The following is a 20,461-nucleotide window of genomic DNA, read 5'->3' on the forward strand; positions in this document are numbered from 1 at the left end:
GGAGGTCCTGGGAAGCTGGCGGGAGAGTTCCCCCTACCCCCGGAGGTCTTCCATGATGGGCTCTTCGCACGCCGCGACCGGTGTGCTCGCCGGAGCGGCGGTCGGCGCGCTCGCCGGTACCGAGGTCACCGACGTCCTCGTGTGCGCCGCTGTCGGCGCGGGCGCCGCGCTCCTCCCCGACCTGGACGAGCCGGGGTCGTCCGTCGGCCGGTCCCTGGGAATGCTGTCGGAGAGGACGTCGGTGAGCCTGCGGGCCCTCTCCCGGCGCGTGTACACCGCTACGGGCACCCGTCGCGAGCTGGAGGCGGGCAAGGACGGCGGACACCGCCACCTCACCCACACGGTTCCCGCGGTGCTCGTGTTCGGTCTGCTCGGATTCCTGGTCGCCGCCGTCGCGCCCCTCGGGACCGCCGTGGTGGTGTTCGCGATGGCGGCCCTGGGAACGGGCACGGTCGCCCGGTCGCTGAAGGGGCGCAAGCGCGGGCGCGGGATCACGGTGGCGCTCCTCGCCCTGGTGTGCGCGACGACGGCGGTGTACGCCCCGGGCGGAGCTCCGTGGCTGATCGGGGTGACGGTGGCCGTGGGGGCTCTGACGCACGTCCTGGGGGACTGGCTGACCCGGTCGGGGGTGCCGCTGGCGTGGCCCTTCAGGGTCAACGGGAAGCGGTGGTGGATGTTCCGGTCGCCGCTGGCGTTCCACACGGGCAGGTCCCCGGTGGAGGTCGGGATCAGATGGGCGTCGCTCCTCGCGGCGCCGCTGATGCTGCTGGTGGCCGTGCCCGTGGCCCCCGCGGGATCCTGAACCCGGAATCCGGTCGTGGGCCAGGCGCCGAGGCAACCCCGGGTCCCTGTGGCCGCGTCGTAGGGTGCAGACCTACGAACGGAGAACTCCATGTCTCGTGTGCTGCTGGCCGCCGGCGTGGTCGTCCTGCTGGCCGCGTGTACACCCGAGCACGAGTACGACCAGGCCGCTCACGCGGCCGCCCTCGACGAGATCGGGGCGACCGTGACCGGGGACATGGACGTGGTCACCGAGGCGTTCGCCCCGGCGTGCGCCGCCGATGACGCGACCACCTGGGCCACGGGGTTCCTGCGCGAGGGTGGTGACGCCGCCGCGCTGGTGGTGTCGGTGGAGCACATGTGTCCCGACCGGGCGGAGGAGTACACCGAAGCCGTCGACACACTGGTGCGGTAGGAGATGTGCGGCGACCCTGTCGCGCCCGGCGCGGCGGGGACCCGGGGTGAAGGGCGAGCCGGACGCGAGTGGGAGAGCACTGTGGCCGCTCAGCGGGCTCCCGCAGGGCCACGGAGCTGCTCGGTCAGCCGTTCGAGTTCGGCCACCGTGGCGGTCGAGGAGTCGCTGAGTCCGCTGTGCACGGCCGTCGGGCTCCTCAGGAAGCGCTGGAACACGGGCACGAGGAGCGCGTCCGGCAGGGCCCTCAACGCCGTGAAGGCGCGAGGTACCGTCGGTGTCTCCAGCGAGGCGAGGTTCCGCCGCATGGCGTGCACCATCGCGCGGACCGCCTCCGGGTCGTCGGCCAGCGCCTCCGGGCCGCCCGCCGCGTAGGCCGCCCGCTCCAGGGGAACCGAGGACGCGGCGTGCGTCCTGAGCCAGGCGTCCATCCGGGGCTCGGCCCTGGCGTTGATCCCGGCGGCGCGGAATGTCTTAACTACCCGTTCCAGCCTCGGCGTGGTGCGGCCGTCGGGCTCGCCGACCGGTATCGGGACCCGGCGGGTGAGGATCGTGCCCCTGCGGTGGCGGACCACGTCGCCGTCCATCGTGCCGCCGGTCGTCGGGAAGCCCAGCAGCAAGCGCTCGCGGCCGATCCCCGCGCTCAGCGCCTCCGGTCCGCCCGCCCAGTTGAGCAGGGAGAGCACGTCCCCCGGGACGTCGGCGAGCGATTCCATCACCCCGTCCACCTGGTGGGCGCGGACGAAGACGGTGATCAGGTCGTACGCGCCCTCCGGGTGCTCGACCACCGGTACCGGCACCTGTTCGATCATTGAGGCGTCCTCCTCGGCGAGCCGCACGCCGTGTCGTCGCAGGGCTGTCAGGCGTTCGCCCCGGGCGAGGAGCGCGACGTCGTGGCCAGCCTGGTGCATACGGACGGCGAACTGGCTGCCGCACACCCCGGCGCCGTACACGAGCAGCTTCATGGGAGTCCTCTTTCCTCACGCGCTTGATTCAATCAAACGTTCGTTTGATTCAAACATATGTATAGTCGCTCGTGTGGCAACCCCGGACACTCGTACCCAGATCCTCGACGCGGCCGAGCACCTCTTCGCCGAGCACGGCTACCGCGGCACCTCGGTTCGCGCGATCACCACACGCGCGGGAGCCAACCTGGCCGCCGTCGGCTACCACTTCGGCTCGAAGGCGGAGCTGATGGCGGCGGTCGCCCGCCGCGTGGTCGAGCCCATCAACGCCGCCCAGTGCGCCGGGCTCGACCGACTGCTCGCCCGGACCCCCGACCCACCGGTCACCGATCTCGTGGAGGCGTTCGCGGGGCCGATGATGGACGGGATGCGGGCCGGTGACGCGGGCGCCCGGACCTCCCGGCTGATCGTGACGATCCTCAGCGATCCCGCCGAGGAGGTGCGCGGCTGGACCGGCTCGGCCGAGGGCTCGGTCCGCGAGCGTTACCTCGCCGCCTTCGCGCGCGCACTGCCCGGCCTCTCCCCCGAGGAACTGCGGTTCCGGTTGCGGGGGATCCTCGCGGTGACGGCCGTCGACGGCCTGGAGGTCCACCAGCAGGCCACGCCCGGCTGCGGCTCCCCGGGGCCGGGCGAGGCGGCCCGGCGCTGGGCGATCAGCTTCCTCGCGGCGGCGATGAGCGCTCCTCCGACCCGGACCTGACGACGACCCGGGACGGACGCTGGCGGTGTGCCCGGGTGGCGAGGCGGTGACCCCGCTCCTCGGCGGCGTTCCCGTTCGCGTTCCGGGGTTCGCCAGGGGTCATGAGGGGGCCATGCGTGGGAAGGCGAGTCGGGCTCCACCGGGCGGAGCCTTCATGGCACGATCGGGAGGGACTCCGTAGCCGAACACCGGGGAGAGCGATGACCGCCAGTGGCGTACTCCAGGGCGAGTACGAGCCGAGTTCGTCCAAGTTCGTCCGAGACCAGGTGGAGCTGTACGAGCGCACCGGGGGTCGGGAGGGCAACACGCTCATGGACACCGGCATGCCGGTGATCATCCTGACCACGCGCGGGCGCAGCAGCGGCAAGGTCCGCAAGTCCGCCCTCATGCGGGTGGAGCACGACGGCGCCTACGCGGTGATCGGCTCCCAGGGAGGCGCGCCCGATGACCCCGCGTGGGTGGGCAACCTGCGCGAAGCCCCCGACGAGGTCGCGCTCCAGGACGGCCCCACCCCCTTCGCCGCCCGCGCCCGGGAGGTACGGGGCGAGGAGCGGCAGCTGTGGTGGGACCGGGCCGTGGAGGCCTACCCGCCCTACGCGGACTACCAGGAGAAGACGGACCGGGTCATCCCCGTGTTCGTGGTGGAACGCGCCTGAGCGCGCCGGCCGGTCCTCCGCGAGAGGACCGGCCCGTCCCCTCGCCGAGCGCGCCCTAGGTCAGTGCCCCGACCAGACGGTCCACGTCCTCCTCGGTGTTGTACAGGTGGAATCCCACTCTCAGCCGACCGTCGCGGAGGGCGGCGAGGATCCCGGCCTCCTGGAGGCGTTCGGCGGTCCCGTCCGGAACGGCGAGGGACACGATCGCCGAGCCCGTGGCCTCCACACCCATCGCGTTCCGGAACCGGTCGGCCAGGGCGACGTCGTGCGCGTGGACCGTCTCCAGTCCGACCTCCCCGAGCAGTTCGAGACCGGGGGCCAGCCCGATCCACGCGGGCCACACCGGGGCCATGTCCAGGCGGCGCGCTCCCTCGGCCAGGCGGAGCGGTCCCCCGTAGAGCGAGTTCCACGGATCGGCACCCGCGTACCAGCCGGGCGCGAGCGGGGAGAGCTCGGCCAGGGCCTCGTCGGTCCCGGTCAGGAAGGCCGCGCCGCGCGGACCCAGCAGCCACTTGTAGGTGCTGCACACGACGTAGTCCGCCACCGGGGTCGCCAGCCATCCCGCCGACTGGCTGGTGTCGAGCAGCAGTCGGGCGCCGTGGTCGGCGCACGCGGCGCTCAGGTCCCGGAGCGGGGCGATCCGCCCCGTCGCGGACTGCACGGCGGCGACCGCCACCAGCGCGGTCCCCGGGCCGACCTCGTCGGGCAGACGGTCCAGGGGCACCTCACGGACCCGGAGGCCGTGGGCCATGAGGGGGAAGACGACCGAGGTGAACTCTCCCTCGGCGAGCAGGACCTCCGCGCCGGGTGGCAGGCTCGCCGCGACCGTCCCGACGAACTGTGACGTGTGCGTGCCCACCGCGACCCGGTCGGCGTCGACACCGGTGAGCCGTGCGTAGCTGGCGCGGGCGGCGTCCACGACGCCGTCGACGGAACCGGGGGAGAACCGCCCGGCGGACAGCTCCCGGAGGTTCCGTTCCAGGTCCAGCCGGGCCCGGTGGGACAACAGGCCGTGGGTGGCGGTGTTGAGGTAGGTGCCCTCGGGGGAGAAGTGGCTCTGGGCCTGCGTGAGGCGGGTGCGTGCGGTCTGGTCCATGTCCGCATGCTCACAGGAGCCCCGGGCCGCTTCAAGGGCCATTTCGCCGGGATTGGACTCTTTCGGTCCGTAGGCGATCGAGCCACGCGGTGCCCACCCGGCGCCCGTCGGGGAACCGGTCGTCCCGGTCCCAGCGCCAGGTCGTGATCATCGCCAGCACGAGGAGGCGGCACAGGCGCAGGAGGTCCGGGTCTGCGTCCGGGTAGTGGGCGGCGACCTCGTCGGGGGCGTGCGCGAGGTCGAACTCCACCGGCCCCCGGCAGCAGGTCTCCAGGTCCACGAAGAGCGGCCCCCGCTCAGTGGCGAGCAGGTTGCCGGGGTGCGGCTCTCCGTGCAGGAGCTGGTCCGGTGCACGGCGACCGGTGATGGCCTGTTCGAGCTCGTCCAGCGTGTCCGTGAGCAGCGTCCGGTCCGGGGCGGCCAGTTCCGGCGTGCGGTCGGGGTCGGCCACGAGCCGTCGGGCCTGGTCGACGCGGTCCGTGAAGTGGGGCGTGGGGAGGTCGAGGGCGCGCATACCGAGGTGCAGTCGGGCGAGCGCGTCGGCGTATTCGGGTGCCGGGACCTCCGGAGGTCCCGCGTGGTGGGTCCACAGCGTGACCTCGAAGCCGTCGCGTTCGTGGACGTCCGGTGCCACGCGGGGGTCGAGCGCGGCCACGGGGCTCCCGGTGGCGGCGAGCCGGAGGGCGAGTCCGACCTCGAACCGTGCCGCGCCGTGCCCCACGGGGGCCACCCGGGCCAGGACGTCGCAGGGCGACAGGCGCAGGGTGAGCCTGTTCGAGCGGTGGAGGACGACCGCGTCGTCGGTTCTCAGGCCGAGGGACGTCGCGACGGCGGTGGCCGAGGCCACCGCGCGTTCCCAGTCGCGCATCGGGACCCCTCCCTCAGTTGCGGAACTTGGCCTGGGCGTCGGTGGACCCGGCCATCAGTTTGTTGAGCAGCCGGACCAGCTCGCGGCGCTCCTCGGGTTCGAGCGCCTCGGCCCAGGCGCTCTCCCTGCGGTTGTGGGCGCGGAAGACACCCAGGATCGCCCCGTACCCCTCGTCGGTGAGGCTGAGCTGGAGGGCGCGGCGGTCGTGCGTGGCGCGTTCGCGGCTCAGGAGTCCGTCGCGTTCGAGGGTGTTGAGCAGGGCGGACAGCGCGGCGCGGCTCATGCCGGAGATCTCGGCGGTGGTCTTGGCCTCCATGGGCCCCGCCAGCCACAGGGCGAAGAGCACGCGGAACCCCGGCCAGGTCCACCCCCGGGGGCGGTGGACGGAGGACTCCAGGTCGTAGACGACCATGCTCGTCGCCCGGTTGAGGGTCAGCACCATGCGCATGGCCTCGGCGTTGACCGAGGGCAGCTCGCGTTCGGCCTTGTGCACCGCGTAGTCCACGAACGACCAGAAGGTGAGCTCGTCAGGGGGTGCCGTGTCGTGAGTCACGCCGACCAGCCTAGTACCGGGCGGGTTCGGTCCCGTCGTCCGTGACAGCGGGAGCACGGTGGGTAGCCTGGGGGAGTGATCTGCATCACCAGCGCGGTGGTCGTGGGCCTCTTGGTCCTGTGGCGTGGAGCACGTTATGGTCTGTTTCATCAAATGTTTGATCATTTGGGCGGCAGTCGCCCGTGACGAGTGAAGGGCCCTTCGACCATGGCAGCCAAGCCGTTCGCCTCATCCGCCGACACCGAGGCCAAGGAGCAGACCCTGGAGGTCCTGGCCGACGGCGTCTACGCCCTCACCGCCGAGGGGGACCCCAACGTGGGCGCCATCGAGGGCGAGGACTTCGTGGTGGCCTTCGAGGCCCTGGCCACCCCCACCGCCGCCAAGGAGTGGCTCGCCCAGCTCCGCGAGCACACCGACAAGCCCGTTCGCTACCTGGTGCTCTCCCACTACCACGCGGTCCGCGTCCTGGGCGCCAGCGCCTTCGACGCCACGGTGATCCTCACCCACGAACTCACCCACGAGCTCATCCGCGAGCGCGGCAAGGAGGACTGGGCCAGCGAGTTCGGCCGGATGCCCCGCCTGGCCAAGGACGCCGACTCCGTACCCGGACTCACCTGGCCCACCCAGACCTTCGCGGACCGCACCACCATCGACCTCGGCGGCGACCGGGGCGAGCTGGTCCTGGAGTACTTCGGCCGGGGCCACACCGAGGGCGACATCGTCGCCTGGCTGCCCAAGCAGAAGATCCTCTTCGCCGGAGACCTCGTCGAGGCCCAGGCCGCCCTGTACACGGGCGACGCCTTCCACCGGGACTGGGCCGGGGCCACCCTCGACCGGGTCAAGGCCCTCGGCGCCGAGATGCTCGTCGGCGGGCGCGGCGCCGTCAGCCGGGGCCGCGAGGAGGTCGACGCCGCCATCGAGCAGACCCGCACCTTCCTGAACGTGATGATCCGCGAGGTCGGCACCGTCCACGAGCGCGGCGGCACCCTCAAGGAGGCCTTCACCGCCACCCACGCCGCCCTGGTCGACGACTACGGCCACTGGCCGATCTTCGAGCACTGCCTGCCCTTCGACGTCTCCCGCCTGTGGGACGAGTTCTCCGGTGTCGAGCGCCCCGTCATCTGGACCGCCGAGCGCGACCGCGAGGTCTGGGCCCAGCTCCAGGGCTGACCCGACACCCCTCCCCCTCCACCGCGCCCGTACGGGGCGCCCCACGAACGGAGCCCACCATGCGACCCCCCGCGCCCCGCACCCCGGCCGACACCGGCACCGACCCCGTGCTGGTGCTCGGCGCGGGGCCGGTCGGACAGACCGCAGCCCTGCTCCTCGCCCGCCGTGGGGTCCCCGTACAGGTCGTGGACGCCCGCCCCGAGCGCGACGCCGTCGGCTCCAAGGCCATCTGCCAGCAACGCGACGTCCTCGACGTCTGGGACTGGCTCGGCGGCGGACGGATCATCGAGGAGGGCCTGACCTGGGACACGGCCCGCACCTTCTACCGCGGACACGAACTGTTCAGCGTGCGCCTGCCCGACCCCGGCGCCTCCTCCCTGCCCTCCTTCGTCAACATCTCCCAGTCCCGCACCGAGGAGGTCCTGGACGAGCTCCTCACCGAGGCGGGAGTGCGGATCAGCTGGGGGCACGAGGTCACCGAGATCGGCCAGGACGCCGACGGGGTCACCGTCGAGTGCGCCACCGCGAGCGGGCCGGTACGCCTGCGCGGCACCCACGCCCTGTCCTGCCTGGGGGCCCACGGCGGCGTGGTCCGCCACGACCTGGGGCTGGACTTCACCGGCACCAGCTTCGACGACCGCTTCCTCATCTGCGACATCCGCGCCGACCTCGGTGACTGGGCCCGTGAACGCCGGTTCTACTTCGACCCCGAGTGGAACCCCGGCCGCCAGGTCCTCATCCACCCCTGCCCCGACTCGGTCTTCCGTATCGACTGGCAGGTCCCCTCCGACTTCGACCTGGCGGCCGAGGAGTCCAGCGGGCGCCTGGACACCCGCATCCGGCAGATCATCGGGGACACCCCCTACGAGATCGTGTGGCACTCGGTCTACCGCTTCCACACCCGGGTCACCGACCGCATGCGCGCCGGACGCGTCCTGCTGGCCGGGGACAACGCCCACCTGGTCGCGCCCTTCGGAGCACGCGGCCTCAACTCCGGGGTCCAGGACGCCGAGAACGCCGCCTGGAAGCTCGCCTACGTCCGCGACGGGTGGGCGGGGGAGGACCTCCTGGAGAGCTACCACACCGAACGCCACGCGGCCGCGCTGGAGAACGCCGACGTCACCAGCGCCACCATGCGCTTCCTCGTCCCCCGGGACGACGCCGAGCACGAGCGACGCGTCAGCGTCCTCGAACGCGCGGTCACCGACCCAGAGGCCCACCCGAACGTGGACTCCGGACGCCTGGCCGAACCGTTCTGGTACACCGACTCCGCGCTGACCACCGCCTGCCCCGAACGCCCCTTCGGCGGCCGTCCGCCGCGCGGACGCACCCCCGCGCCCTGCCCCGGCGTGATCCTCCCCGACGCCCCCGTGACCGTGCCCGGCCGCCCCGAGATCACCCGCCTGCGCCCCCTCCTGCGGGAGGGGCTCACACTGCTGCTCGGTGAGGGTGCCGCGCGGACCGCTGTACACGCCGCCGCCACCGGCGCCACCCGGGCTCCCGTCGCCACCCTGCGCATCGACGAGATCGACCCCACCGGAGCCCTGCGCCGAGCCCTGGAACCCCTGCCCGGACAGGTCTGGCTGGTGCGGCCCGACGCCCACGTCGCCGCCGTCGTCCCCGGTGACGACACCGACGCCGTCCGGTCGGCGGTCCGCACGGCCCTCGGCCACCCGGCCACCGACACCGTCCCCGTCTAGACGCGGCTCCCGACGGACCACCCAACCAAGGAGGAAGAGCGGACATGGCGTACTACCGCAAGGTCGGTGAGGTGCCCCGCACCCGCCACACCCAGCACCACAACCCCGACGGCGGGCTGTACTACGAAGAGCTGATGGGGGAGGAGGGCTTCTCCGCCGACTCCTCGCTGCTGTACCACCGGGCCATCCCGTCGGCGATCGTCGACGCCTCCGAGTGGGAGGTCCCCGACCAGTCCCTGCGCCGCAACGCCCCGATGGTGCCGCGCCACCTCAAGCTCCACGACCTGTTCGGGGGCGAGGAGTGGCGGACCAACGACGTCGTCGAGTCCCGCCGTCTGGTTCTGGGCAACGGTGACGTGCGCATCTCCTACGTGGTCGCCGGAGCTCCCTCGGAGCTCTACCGCAACGGCATCGGTGACGAGTGCGTGTACGTCGAGTCCGGCACCGCCCGGGTCGAGACGGTCTTCGGCCTGCTGGAGGTCGGCGGGGGAGACTACGTCATCCTGCCGCGCGCCACCACGCACCGCTGGGTGCCCACCGGAGACGAACCCCTGCGCGCCTACGTGGTCGAGGCCAACAGCCACATCGCCCCGCCCAAGCGCTATCTGTCCCGCTACGGCCAGCTCCTGGAGCACGCTCCCTACTGCGAGCGCGACCTGCGCGGCCCCGAGGGGCCCCTCCTGGTCGAGGGCGAGAACGTGGACGTGCTCATCAAGCACCGGGGCGACGGCCCGGGCGGGATCTCCGGCACGCGCTACACCTACCCCACCCACCCCTTCGACGTCGTGGGCTGGGACGGCTGCCTCTACCCGTACGTGTTCAACGTCGCGGACTTCCAGCCCATCACCGGCCGCGTCCACCAGCCGCCGCCCGTCCACCAGGTGTTCGAGGGCCACAACTTCGTCATCTGCAACTTCGTCCCGCGCAAGGTGGACTACCACCCGGGCGCCATCCCGGTGCCGTACTACCACTCCAACGTGGACTCCGACGAGGTCATGTTCTACTGCGGCGGCGACTACGAGGCCCGCAGGGGCTCCGGGATCGGTCAGGGCTCCATCTCCCTGCACCCCGGCGGCCACTCCCACGGCCCGCAGCCCGGTGCCTACGAGCGCAGCGTGGGCGCGGAGGCCTTCGACGAGCTCGCGGTCATGGTCGACACCTTCCGTCCGCTGGACCTGGGGGAGGGCGGTGTCGCCGTCGACGACGGCAGCTACGCCTGGACCTGGGCCAAGGGCCGGCGCGCGCGGCGGGAGCAGGCGTGAGCGACCTCCGGACCCTCTACCGGGGCCTGTTCGACGACGCCGCGCTGTTCCCGCCCGGCAACGCGCCCATGGGCGAGGCGATTCCCGCCCACCGGGCGCACCGGGACTCCCGACGGGCGCCCTACGTGGGTCCGTTCCTGGTGGCGGACGCGCGCCTGGCCGAACTGCGCACGGTCCTCTCCCGGGACGACGGCGACCACGGCCCGCTCGCGGTGGTGGTCACCGTCCCCGGCGGGGCCGACGGCGTCCCGGTCGCGGTCGAGGCCGTCCGCTCCGACCCGGCGCTGCGCCTGGCCGGGGTCGAGGTCGCGTCCCCGCCCGGGCAGGCGGGCCGCACCGCCGCCACGGTGGCCGATGCCCTGGGCCCCGGGGTCGACGGCTACGTGGAGGTCGCCCGGGGCGCGGACGCCGCCGCCGACGTCGCGGCCCTCGCCGGTACCGGAGCCCACGCCAAGTTCCGCACCGGGGGACTCACCCCCGAGGCCCACCCCGACGAGGTCGAACTCGCCGCCCTGCTGGGCGCCGCCGTCACCTCCGGAGTGCCCTTCAAGTGCACGGCCGGGCTCCACCACGCGGTCCGCCACACCACCGTGGAGGGCTTCGAACAGCACGGCTTCCTCAACGTGCTCCTGGCCACCCACACCCTGCTCACCGGAGGGGACGAGGCCGCGACCGCCAAGGTCCTCGCCGAACGGGACGGTCCCGCCCTGGCCGCGCGCGCCGGGGAGCTCACCCCCGACGAGGCCGCCCGGGTCCGGTCGCACTTCCGCTCCTTCGGCACGTGCAGCATCACGGAACCCCTGGAGGACCTCGTGGTCCTCGGGGCGCTCCACGCCTGACCACACCCACTCGCAGAAAGCACCTCCATGCCCGACAGCTGGCTCGACATCGCCCCGGACACGCAGTTCGGCCCCGCCACCCTGCCCTACGGCGTGTTCTCCACGGCGGACGACCCCACCACCCGCGTGGGCGTGGCCGTCGGCGGCCACGTCCTGGACCTCGGTGCCGCCGCCCGCGCCCTCGACGCCCCCTTCGCCACGGCCGTCTCCGGGCCGAACCTGGACCCGCTCCTGGCCGCCGGACGTCCCGTGTGGGACCGGGTCCGCGCCGCGCTCACCTCGTGGATCACCGACTCCGCGCACGAGGCCGCCGTGCGTCCCCACCTGGTGGACCGCGCCACGGTGACCCTGCACCTGCCGTTCACTGTCGCCGACTACGTGGACTTCTACGCCTCGGAGCACCACGCCACCAACGTGGGCCGCATGTTCCGTCCGGACCAGGAGCCGCTCACCCCCAACTGGAGGCACCTGCCCATCGGCTACCACGGGCGGTCGGGCACCATCGTGGTCTCCGGGACCGACGTCGTCCGCCCCACCGGCCAGCGCAAGCCCCCGACCGAACCCACTCCGGTGTTCGGGCCGTCGGCGCGCCTGGACATCGAGGCCGAGGTCGGCTTCGTCGTCGGTACGCCCAGCCCCATGGGCGAGCGCGTGGCGGTGGACGACTTCGCGGACCACGTGTTCGGGGTGTTCCTGCTCAACGACTGGTCCTCCCGCGACCTCCAGGCCTGGGAGTACGTGCCGCTCGGCCCGTTCCTCGGCAAGTCGTTCGCCACGTCGGTCTCCCCGTGGGTCGTGCCCGTCGCCGCCCTGGAGTCGGCCAGGGTCGAGCAGCCCGCCCAGGACCCCGAGCCGCTGCCCTACCTGAGGGGCTCCCGGTCCTGGGGCCTGGACCTGCGCCTGGAGGTGCGGCTCAACGGACACCTGGTCTCCACGCCGCCGTTCTCCGAGATGTACTGGACCGCCGCGCAGCAGCTCGCGCACATGACCGTCAACGGCGCCTCCCTGCGGACCGGCGACGTCTACGCGTCGGGGACCGTGAGCGGCCCCGAGGTGTCCCAGCGCGGGTGCTTCCTGGAACTCACGTGGTCGGGGAAGGAACCCCTGCGGCTGCCCGACGGCACCGAGCGCACCTTCCTGGAGGACGGGGACGAGGTCACCATCTCCGCCACCGCGCCCGGACCGGACGGGGCGAGGATCGACTTCGGTGAGGTCACCGGCCGCATCCTCCCGGCGAGGTAGGCATGATCGGTAGCTGACGCGGAGCGGCGAGCTCGGTCGGTTCTTCCGTGCCGTACTTCGCGGGAGAGGCCCCGCCCCGAACATCGGGGTGGGGTCCTTCTTATGGAGAAACTCCATTTGTACCGGGAGATCCTGGTTCAAAGTGCCACAAGGGTGTGATGTCCGCATTCTGCGCGTGCGGGTTATTCTTCGTCTCGCACCTGTGGATTTGAGAGAAAGCCCCACGAACTCCTGTTCGACTCACTACATTGGTTCCCCATAAGAAAGACCCGACCCGGTGCTAGAACACCCGGTCGGGTCGTGGCCGACGCCTGCACAAACAGGTTGGTCGACTGAGCCACCCCACCCCTCTAACAAGGAAGGCGACTCACCATGGAGTCTAGCGCCTCTCCCTCCTCCGGCACATCCGAATCCCGCAACCCGGCCGGATTCGTTCCGCCCCGCAAGCGTCCACGGGGCGCGCTCAAGGGGATCGGGTTCATCCTCGCCATCTGGGTCCAGCAGGTCTTCCGCAGGGGAGTGCTGCCCACGCTGCGCTCGTTACCCGCCCTCATGGCCATCGCGGACGTGGTGGACGCCGACGGGCGGTGGTGCTACTTCCTGCTGGAGAACCTGGCCCAACGCTCCGGGGGTGTCCTCAGCGTCAGCAGTCTCAAACGCGCCATCGACGACCTGGTCGAGGCCGGTGTGGTCCGCAAGCTGGACCGCTCGGAAACCATTGTGTTCTTCGACCGGGACATCGCCCGGGGGCGCTCCTCCCATCACCTGCCGTGCGTCCTGGAGCTCCTCGTTCCCGCCGAGGACTATCCCGACCTCGTGCTGGAGGAGATCAACGCCTGTCGTGCCCGGTTGGGGGAGGAGCCCCTCACTCCGCACACCCGGCCGTCGTTGAGGGGGCGCCGTACCCCAGCTCAGATTGAGCCCGCCCCCAGGTCAGATCGACCCACAGACCGTTCCCCTGGGGACAGTTCTGATGGGGAGGCGGGCGATTCCGTCCGTGGCGCCTCGAATACAGGCGAACAAAAGCGACAAAGCCCCAGCGGTGAAGTGTTCGAGTTGATCGACCACATTCCCGGTGCGCTTCTGGCAGACCCGGAGACGGATCGGAACCGGTTGGCGGGGTCGGCGGAGAGACTCCTGCGCCAAGGGCTGCGCGTGGCCGACGTCAGGGCGCTGCTGGCGGGGGCGGAACGCCTGCGGCGCCCCTTCCCCGCGCTGATGCGGCGGCTGTGCGACATGCGGGCCGCACGCGCCTACCTGGACGGTGCACTGGGCCGAGGGATCGCCCGGGCGGAGGTGGCGCCTCCCTCGTGGCCGGTGGGGGACGACACCGACCCGTTCGCCCACCCTGCGCGGTTCCTGGTGGATTCCCGAGGGCGGTCCGCCGGGACCTGCCCCCACCATCCTGCCGTACGCAACACCCCCGGCGGCACCTGCGTGATCTGCGGTCGGCCCTGCCGCTCGGTCCCCGACGAAATCGTGCACGAGCCGAAGCCGCTACCCGCCGCACCCTCCCCGGCGGTGGAGCAGGCGACCCTGGACCCGGAGCTACGGGAGCGGATGGCAGCCTCCCTGCGCAGAGGTGGCCCTTCCTCGGCTCCGTCGCCGCATGACGGCCACCGTGGGGTCTTCGGCTCCGGAATCTCCCCCAGGAGCAGGGCCCTCATCGACCACGCACGCGAACGCCTCGACCGTTCTCACTGTGAACGGCGGGCCGTGGCACGCTGACCCGTCGAAGGTGCGAAGTGAAACAGATCACATCGCGGAGCTGTCAGGGATGCGGAGGCCGTCCCGTTCAAGGGGTACACGAACGGACAGGAGCAAGATCATGCGACACCGCGTCATCGTTCTCGGGGCCGGGTACGCCGGAGCGGCCGGAGCCGGGGTCCTCGCCCGCCGTCTGCACTCCGACGACGTGGACATCACCGTCGTCAACGCCTCCCCCCACTTCGTCGAGCGCATGCGCCTGCACCAGGTCGCCGCCGGTCGCGACACCGGGAGTCGGGGACTCGCCGAGATGTTCGCGGGCACCGGGGTCCGGCTGAGGGTCGCACGGGTCACCTCGGTCGACGCCGACCGGAGGACGGTGTCGTTGGAGGCGGCGGCCGGTGCCGAGGAACTGGGGTACGACACCCTCCTGTACGCGCTGGGCAGCACCGTCGACCACGGTGGGGTGTCCGGGGCCGCCGAGCACACCCTGCACGTCGCCGACGAGGGGGCCGCGTCGCGGGTGCGCGACCGGCTCCGTGAACTGGACGGGAGGGGGCGGGTACTGGTCGTCGGGGGCAACCTCACCGGCATCGAGACGGCCACCGAGATCGCCCAGGCTTACCCCGGGCTGCGGGTCACCCTTGCCACCAGCGGTGAGCTGGGCGGATGGCTGGGGGAGAAGGCCCGGTCCCACACTCTGACGGCCTTCGAACGGCTGGGGGTCACGGTGCGTGAGCGCAGCGCGGTCACCCGCGTCGAACCCGGACGAGCGACCACCGAGACGGGCGAGACACTGGACGCCGAGGCGATCGTGTGGGCGGCGGGGTTCGCGGCCCACCCGATCGCCGCGCGCGGCGGACTGGCCGTGAACGAGCTGGGCCGGATGATCGTGGACGAGGGAATGCGATCGGTCTCCCACCCCGAGGTCTACGCCGCCGGTGACAGCGTTCTGGCCGTCGGTGACAACGGCCTGCCGCTCCCGATGTCCTGCGCTTCGGCCGGATTCTCCCGCATGCGGGCCACCGCCGCGATCATCGAGGACCTCACCGGACACCGGTCCAGGCGCACCCCGCTCGCCTACCTGGGCAACTGTGTCAGCCTGGGCCGTGACGACGCGATCTTCCAACTCGTCGACGAGCGGTCGCGGGCGAAGGCGTCCTTCCTGGGAGGCCGGGGCGCCACGTTCCTCAAGGGGTTCGTGCTCTCCACGGTCGCCTGGACGATGGGCCGTCCCACCTACGGTCTGCCGGTGCGCGGGTTCCGCCTGACCGCCCCGGTCAGGACAGCCGCGGCGGCCGCCGACTAACGTGACCCGCATGGACAGCGCGGCAGTGGCGTGCTTCGAGGCCAACCGGGACCGGCTGGCCTCGTTGGCGTACCGTCTGCTCGGCTCCGCCGCCGACGCCGAGGACACCGTCCAGGACGCCTTCCTGCGTTGGGAGGGCGCCCACCGCGACAGCGTCGAGCTCCCCGAGGCCTGGCTCACCAAGGTCGTCACCCACCTGGCCCTGGACCGGTTGCGGTCGGCCCGGGCGCGGCGGGAACGGGCGGCGGGGGACTGGCTTCCCGAGCCCCTGTGGGACGGTGACCCGATGCTGGGCCCCGACGAGACCGCCGAACAGCGCGACTCGGTGAGCCTGGCGGTTCTGCTGCTCATGGAGCGGCTCACCCCGGTGGAACGGGGCGTCTACGTCCTGAGGGAGGCCTTCTCCCACAGCCATGCGGAGATCGCCGCGATCCTCGACATCAGCGAGTCGGCGAGCCAGCAGCACGCTCATCGGGCGCGACGCCGGATCAGCGTCGGGCGGAAGGCCCGCGAGGTCGACCGTGCCGCCGCCCGGCGCGTGGTGGAGGCCTTCGTGGAGGCCGCCTCCTCGGGGCGGACCGAACGGCTGGTCCGGCTGCTCACCCACGACGTCACCGTGGTGAGCGACGGAGCCGGGGGCTCCGGCGGGGTGCGCCGACACGAGGGGGCCGAGAGGGTCGCCTCCGTGCTGCGCGCCGGCTTCCGGCCCACCGACGCCAAGCGGCGCCTGGTCGGGGGCTCCCCGTCGATCCACTCAGGCGTGGTCAACGGTTCCCCCGCCATGGTGATCGCTCTGGGGGACCGGATCGTGGGCGTTCTGGTGCTGGGCGTACGGGAAGACCGGATCGCGGAGTTGGTCGGCACCGCCTCGGCGGACCGGCTCGGCAGGTTCACGGAGGCGTGGCTGAGGGAGGACCACGGCGATCCGCTCGTCGCGGCGTGGTGAACCCGGCTCCGGGCCCGTCCCGAACAGCGCGGGACTCTGGGAACCCTGACATCTCCCACACGTTCCTTCGCCTTCCAGCGTGACGACGATCTCGGGGGTGGGACCCGCGAACGGACCTTCCGGTACCAGGACGTCTTCGGTGACCAGAGGAAGTCGCACGGGGGGTGACGGAACGAGGTGATCCTACCTCCGTGCTGCTCCCGCCTCGTCCTGAGCCAGCCGCCAGGAGTGGTCTGACCTGCGGCGTAGATTGGACGCGTCGAGTGGGGGAGGGGAGGCCGCAGTGGCCGAGACGACGGTGACCGAGGTGATGACCGAGCTGGCCGGGCTGGAGGACGCCCGGGTCCGTGCGGTCAACGAGAGGCACGGCGACGACCACGGGGTGAACCTCACCAAGCTGAGGGCCGTGGCCAAACGGCTCGGGAAGCGCCACGACCTGGCGCTTGAGCTCTGGGCGACCGGGGACGGTGCCGCGAGGCTGCTCGCCCTCCTCGTCTGTCGGCCCCGGGAGTTCGGACGCGACGACCTGGACGCGATGCTGCGCGAGGCGCGCACCCCCAAGGTGCACGACTGGCTGGTGAACTACGTGGTCAAGAAGGGGCCGCACGCCGAGGAGCTGCGCCTGGCCTGGTTCGACGATCCGGATCCGGTGGTCGCGAGCGCGGGGTGGGCCCTGACCACGGAGCGGGTGGGGAAACGACCCGAGGGTCTGGACCTGGCGGCCCTGCTGGACACTATCGAGGGGGAGATGGCCTCCGCCCCGGACCGCCTGCAGTGGGAGATGAACAACTGCCTGGCGCGGATCGGCATCGGCCACGCCGAGTACCGCGAACGGGCTGTGGGGATCGGGGAGCGCCTGGAGGTGCTCAAGGACTATCCGACCCCGCCGGGCTGCCTGACCCCGTTCGCGCCGGTGTGGATCGAGGAGATGGTGCGCCGGGCGGAGGAGGCGAACACGGGAGCGTGATCCCGGATCCGATGTGAATCTACGTCGTAAAGGTGACGGTTCGTTTCACCACTGAAGCCACCAAGCGACGCCTCGCCTCCCAGGGGAGTGGCTCCTCAGCCGTCCTCGCGCGCCCTGCGTTCCTTCGCGGTGTGACGCCGTGACTTGGTCCGGTTCCCACACACCCGCATCGAGCACCAGCGGCGGCTCTGGTTCTTCGAGCCGTCCCAGAACACCCACAGGCAGGTGTGCTCGGCGCACCGCTTGAGCCGCACCACCTCCCCGGTCGTCACCAGGCGCACCCAGTCCAGGGCCAGCACGGCGCACGCCCTCCGCGCGGGGGAGAGCTCCGGGTCGGGGACGAGGGTCCTGTCGAGACTGGCCAGGAGCGGGAGTTCGGCCAGAACCGTGTCGGCCCGGGCGAGCGCGTGGGGGTCCGCCGCGGTGCCGTCCAGTGCGGCGCGCAACCCGGCACGCAGGTCCAGGAACGCCCGGTGGTCAGCCGCGTCGGCGCGGGTCCCGCCACCGACCAGTCCGTGCTCACGCAGCCAGTGCGTCAGCTCCTCCGGAGTGGACAGCTCGTCCCGGCCGCTCTCCAGGTCGAAGGTGTTGGTGAACAGCTCGACGCGCTCGGCGGCGGGTGGTCGTTCCATGTCCCCTCCCGGGAGTAACTGGTGACCCAAGGTTAGGGGTTACTCGCTCCGCTCTGGGTCCAACCCACTGTCGGCCTCGGCCATTCCAGGCTACTATCCACCAAACGGCTTAAGGTGGTTAGTCATGACGCAGCTCCGCGCCGCGCGACCCGATGACCGGACCGACACGCGCAACACCGGCGTGCTGGTCGCCTTCACCGCGCTCACCAACCTCGCTGACGGCGTGCTCAAGGTGGCCCTGCCCCTGGTCGCCACGACCCTGACCACGTCGCCCGGGATGATCGCGGCGGTCGCGACCGTGCTCACGCTGCCCTGGCTGCTCACCTCGCTGCACGTCGGCGTACTGGTGGACCGCTTCGACCGGCGGGCGCTGCTCCTGACGGCCAACCTCGTCCGGGTGGCCACGATGGCCGGACTGGCCGCCGCACTGCTCACGGGCGCGCTCTCCCTCCCGCTGCTCTACGCCGGGGCCGCGCTGATGGGGGTGGCCGAGGTCGTGGCGACCACGGCGTCGGTCGCCCTGGTCCCCTCCGCGGTGACGCCCCCGGGGCGCGAGCGCGCCAACGCGTGGATGGCCGGAGCCGAGACCGCGTGCGGGGAGTTCACCGGTCCCTTCGTCGGCGGTGTGCTGGTGGCGGTGGGCGCGGGCCTGGCCCTGGGGGCCACCGGTGCCGCGTACGTGGTCGGCATGCTGGTGCTGCTGTTCCTGGTGGGACGCTTCGCACCGAACCCCGTGGGCGAGCGGCCGATCGGCTCGGTACACGCGCGCATCGGTGAGGGGCTGGCCTACCTGTGGCGGGAGCCCCTGCTGCGCGGCATGGCCCTGCTGCTCACTGTGCTCTGCGCCTGCTGGGGCGCGTGGCTGGCGCTGATGCCTCTGGTGGCCACGGATCTGCTGGACCTGAGCGCCGCCGAGTACGGTGCCCTGATGAGCGCCCTCGGTGCCGGCGGCATCGTCGGGGCGCTCACCGTGGGGTGGGTGAACAGGTTGTTGGGGCGTCGCTGGGCGATGTTCGCGGACCTGCTGGGCACCGCCGCGATGATGGCCGCCCCCGTGCTGACCTCCCATGTGTGGGTGGTGGGCGCGGCCGCGTTCCTCGGCGGCATGGGAGGCACCCTGTGGACCGTCAACACGCGCACCCTCAGCCAGCGGATGGTTCCCGGCGCGATGCTGGGCCGGTTCAGCGCCGTGTTCCGCCTGTTCGGCTGGGGCGCGATGCCGTTGGGCGCCGCCCTGGTGGGCCTGCTCGCGGAGGTGGTCGGCGTGCGGGCGGCCTTCGCGGTCTTCGCGGTGGCGGCCCTGCTGACGGTGATCCCCTTCCTGCGCGTGGTCACCCCCGCCGCCCTGGCCGCCGTCCCTCGACACTGACCCCGTGACCCGACTCCGGGCCGTGCCGGCCCCCTACGCGGGCGCCCGGTCACGGCCCCGCACAGGCTGGGTCGGTGGGGTGGCGGAGGCGTCACGAGGCCACCGGCCGCCGTGGGCCGGAGGGGAGGGACGGCGTGGACGCCCCCGCGTTCAGCCCCCCGCCACGGGGAGCTCGATGCTCAGCTGTTCGTCCTCCGTGGGCTTCTCACGACCCGCGTCCCGGGGAGACCCGGGTCTGTTCAGGCCGTACCTGGCCGCGATCTCACGAACGGCCGTGGTGACGATCCGCTGGTAGGAGTCCGAGGCGTAGGAGCCCCGCCCGTAGAGCTCGCGGTAGAGCGGTAGCAGGCGCGGGTGCTCCCGTGCCAACCAGGCGCGGTACCACTCACGCGCGCCCGGGCGCAGGTGCAGGACGATCGGGGAGAGACGGGTGGCCCCGGCCTCCGCGACGGCGGCGACGGTCTCCTCGATCTGCTCGGCGGAGTCGGTCAGCCCGGGCAGGATCGGGGCCATGAGCACCGAGCACTCCATCCCGCGCTCGCTCAGCGCGCGGACCACGCCCAGCCGGGCACGGGGGCTCGGGGTCCCCGGCTCCACGGTGCGCCAGACCCGCGTGTCCACGGAGCCGACCGAGACCGCCATGCCGACCCGGGTGACCCGCGCGGCCTGTTCCAGGAGGGGGAGGTCACGCAGGACCAGGGTTCCCTTGGTGAGGATCGAGAAGGGGTTGGCGGTGTCCCGGAGCGCCGCGATGATCTCCGGCATCAGCCGGTAGCGCCCCTCGGCCCGCTGGTAGGGGTCGGTGTTGGTGCCCATCGCGATGTGCTCACCGCGCCAGGAGGGGCGGGCGAGTTCGGCGCGCAGGCGTTCGGCGGCGTTGACCTTGACCAGGATGCGGGTGTCGAAGTCGCGGCCGCTGTCGAGGTCGAGGTACTCGTGCGTGCGTCTGGCGAAGCAGTACACGCAGGCGTGCGAGCAGCCCCGGTAGGGGTTGATGGTCCACCGGAACATGGGGTCGTCACCCGGTACCCGGTTGATGATGGTGCGGGCCTGGATCTCGATGGCGACCGCCTCGCCGTCCTGGCCGGCGAGGACCGGTCCGGGCGCGGGCGCGCCCAGACCGGCCCGTCCGGTGCCGCGCGTGGGCGGCGGTGTGGCGGCTTCGAACAGTGTCTGCTGCCCGGTGTCCTTGGTTCCCTCTCGGAGGTTCTCCCAGCGCATGGGGTCAATTCGAACATGTTTTCGAATGTCTGTCCAGTGCGGCGGCGTGGCTGGGGATGACGCCTCG

20 protein-coding genes are annotated in these 20,461 nt (G+C 72.1%); 14 read left to right on the top strand and 6 right to left on the bottom strand.

All coding sequences use genetic code 11. The features are described 5' to 3' along the window. Positions 1-52: 52 nt before the first annotated feature. Together ACFW3L_RS13955 and ACFW3L_RS13960 are read left to right on the top strand one after the other, a co-directional pair. A complete protein-coding gene (locus tag ACFW3L_RS13955; protein WP_378740093.1) occupies positions 53-802 on the top strand; it encodes a metal-dependent hydrolase in 750 nt (249 codons plus the stop codon). 90 nt (positions 803-892) lie between these two features. Then, on the top strand, positions 893-1,195 hold the full coding sequence (locus ACFW3L_RS13960) for a hypothetical protein (protein ID WP_378740095.1): 303 nt from the start codon (positions 893-895) through the stop codon (positions 1,193-1,195). An 89-nt stretch (positions 1,196-1,284) separates the two neighbouring features. On the opposite strand, the gene ACFW3L_RS13965 is transcribed toward ACFW3L_RS13960, so the two are convergent. Next, positions 1,285-2,157: a ketopantoate reductase family protein gene (locus ACFW3L_RS13965; protein WP_378740097.1), complete on the bottom strand. Its 873-nt coding sequence runs from the start codon at positions 2,155-2,157 to the stop codon at positions 1,285-1,287. A gap of 73 nt (positions 2,158-2,230) precedes the next feature. On the opposite strand from ACFW3L_RS13965, the gene ACFW3L_RS13970 reads away from it, so the two are divergent. Next, positions 2,231-2,857 (top strand): TetR/AcrR family transcriptional regulator, encoded by a 627-nt coding sequence (locus tag ACFW3L_RS13970; RefSeq protein WP_378740099.1) that lies wholly within the window; start codon positions 2,231-2,233, stop codon positions 2,855-2,857. A gap of 200 nt (positions 2,858-3,057) precedes the next feature. Further along, on the top strand, positions 3,058-3,513 hold the full coding sequence (locus tag ACFW3L_RS13975) for a nitroreductase family deazaflavin-dependent oxidoreductase (RefSeq protein ID WP_378740101.1): 456 nt from the start codon (positions 3,058-3,060) through the stop codon (positions 3,511-3,513). Positions 3,514-3,568: 55 nt separating this feature from the next. Here the strand turns inward: ACFW3L_RS13975 and ACFW3L_RS13980 are convergent, their stop codons facing one another. The 3 genes from ACFW3L_RS13980 to ACFW3L_RS13990 are packed head-to-tail and all read right to left on the bottom strand — an operon-like array spanning position 3,569 to position 6,030. After that, positions 3,569-4,609, bottom strand: coding sequence for an aminotransferase class V-fold PLP-dependent enzyme (locus ACFW3L_RS13980; RefSeq protein WP_378740104.1), 1,041 nt, complete (start codon positions 4,607-4,609; stop codon positions 3,569-3,571). Positions 4,610-4,640: 31 nt separating this feature from the next. Next, complete coding sequence (locus ACFW3L_RS13985; protein WP_378740107.1) at positions 4,641-5,477, bottom strand: phosphotransferase enzyme family protein; 837 nt, start codon at positions 5,475-5,477, stop codon at positions 4,641-4,643. Positions 5,478-5,490: 13 nt separating this feature from the next. Continuing rightward, positions 5,491-6,030: a MarR family winged helix-turn-helix transcriptional regulator gene (locus ACFW3L_RS13990; protein ID WP_378740109.1), complete on the bottom strand. Its 540-nt coding sequence runs from the start codon at positions 6,028-6,030 to the stop codon at positions 5,491-5,493. Positions 6,031-6,237: 207 nt separating this feature from the next. On the opposite strand from ACFW3L_RS13990, the gene ACFW3L_RS13995 reads away from it, so the two are divergent. The 9 genes from ACFW3L_RS13995 to ACFW3L_RS14035 all read left to right on the top strand — a co-directional run bounded on the left by ACFW3L_RS13995 (position 6,238) and on the right by ACFW3L_RS14035 (position 17,172). After that, the gene (locus ACFW3L_RS13995; RefSeq protein ID WP_378740111.1) at positions 6,238-7,200 is read left to right on the top strand and encodes an MBL fold metallo-hydrolase; all 963 of its coding nucleotides are present in this window, start codon (positions 6,238-6,240) and stop codon (positions 7,198-7,200) included. A 59-nt stretch (positions 7,201-7,259) separates the two neighbouring features. Continuing rightward, positions 7,260-8,900 (top strand): FAD-dependent monooxygenase, encoded by a 1,641-nt coding sequence (locus ACFW3L_RS14000; protein WP_378740113.1) that lies wholly within the window; start codon positions 7,260-7,262, stop codon positions 8,898-8,900. Between the two features lie 44 nt (positions 8,901-8,944). Further along, complete coding sequence (locus tag ACFW3L_RS14005) at positions 8,945-10,162, top strand: homogentisate 1,2-dioxygenase (protein ID WP_378740115.1); 1,218 nt, start codon at positions 8,945-8,947, stop codon at positions 10,160-10,162. After that, the gene (locus ACFW3L_RS14010) at positions 10,159-11,001 is read left to right on the top strand and encodes a hypothetical protein (protein WP_378740117.1); all 843 of its coding nucleotides are present in this window, start codon (positions 10,159-10,161) and stop codon (positions 10,999-11,001) included. Before ACFW3L_RS14005 ends, ACFW3L_RS14010 begins: the two co-directional genes overlap by 4 nt. A 27-nt stretch (positions 11,002-11,028) precedes the next feature. Continuing rightward, a complete protein-coding gene (gene fahA / locus ACFW3L_RS14015) occupies positions 11,029-12,243 on the top strand; it encodes a fumarylacetoacetase (protein WP_378740119.1) in 1,215 nt (404 codons plus the stop codon). A gap of 372 nt (positions 12,244-12,615) precedes the next feature. After that, a complete protein-coding gene (locus ACFW3L_RS14020; protein WP_378740121.1) occupies positions 12,616-13,971 on the top strand; it encodes a hypothetical protein in 1,356 nt (451 codons plus the stop codon). A gap of 100 nt (positions 13,972-14,071) precedes the next feature. Then, on the top strand, positions 14,072-15,259 hold the full coding sequence (locus ACFW3L_RS14025; protein WP_378740123.1) for an NAD(P)/FAD-dependent oxidoreductase: 1,188 nt from the start codon (positions 14,072-14,074) through the stop codon (positions 15,257-15,259). Positions 15,260-15,269: 10 nt separating this feature from the next. After that, positions 15,270-16,205, top strand: a complete 936-nt coding sequence (locus ACFW3L_RS14030) for a sigma-70 family RNA polymerase sigma factor (protein ID WP_378740125.1) — start codon at positions 15,270-15,272, stop codon at positions 16,203-16,205. 310 nt (positions 16,206-16,515) lie between these two features. Next, entirely contained in the window at positions 16,516-17,172 is a 657-nt protein-coding gene (locus ACFW3L_RS14035; protein ID WP_378740487.1) for a DNA alkylation repair protein, read from the top strand. A gap of 95 nt (positions 17,173-17,267) precedes the next feature. Here the strand turns inward: ACFW3L_RS14035 and ACFW3L_RS14040 are convergent, their stop codons facing one another. Further along, positions 17,268-17,804 (bottom strand): CGNR zinc finger domain-containing protein, encoded by a 537-nt coding sequence (locus ACFW3L_RS14040; protein ID WP_378740128.1) that lies wholly within the window; start codon positions 17,802-17,804, stop codon positions 17,268-17,270. 124 nt (positions 17,805-17,928) lie between these two features. Here ACFW3L_RS14040 and ACFW3L_RS14045 point away from each other — a divergent pair, with 124 nt between their 5' ends. Next, positions 17,929-19,173, top strand: coding sequence for an MFS transporter (locus ACFW3L_RS14045; RefSeq protein ID WP_378740131.1), 1,245 nt, complete (start codon positions 17,929-17,931; stop codon positions 19,171-19,173). 150 nt (positions 19,174-19,323) lie between these two features. Here ACFW3L_RS14045 and ACFW3L_RS14050 read toward each other — a convergent pair whose 3' ends face one another. Then, entirely contained in the window at positions 19,324-20,394 is a 1,071-nt protein-coding gene (locus tag ACFW3L_RS14050; RefSeq protein WP_378740133.1) for an Rv2578c family radical SAM protein, read from the bottom strand. Positions 20,395-20,461 lie beyond the last annotated feature (67 nt).

It is taken from the genome of Nocardiopsis sp. NPDC058789 (assembly GCF_042745575.1).
In the GTDB taxonomy this organism is placed as follows: Bacteria; Actinomycetota; Actinomycetes; order Streptosporangiales; family Streptosporangiaceae; genus Nocardiopsis; species Nocardiopsis eucommiae.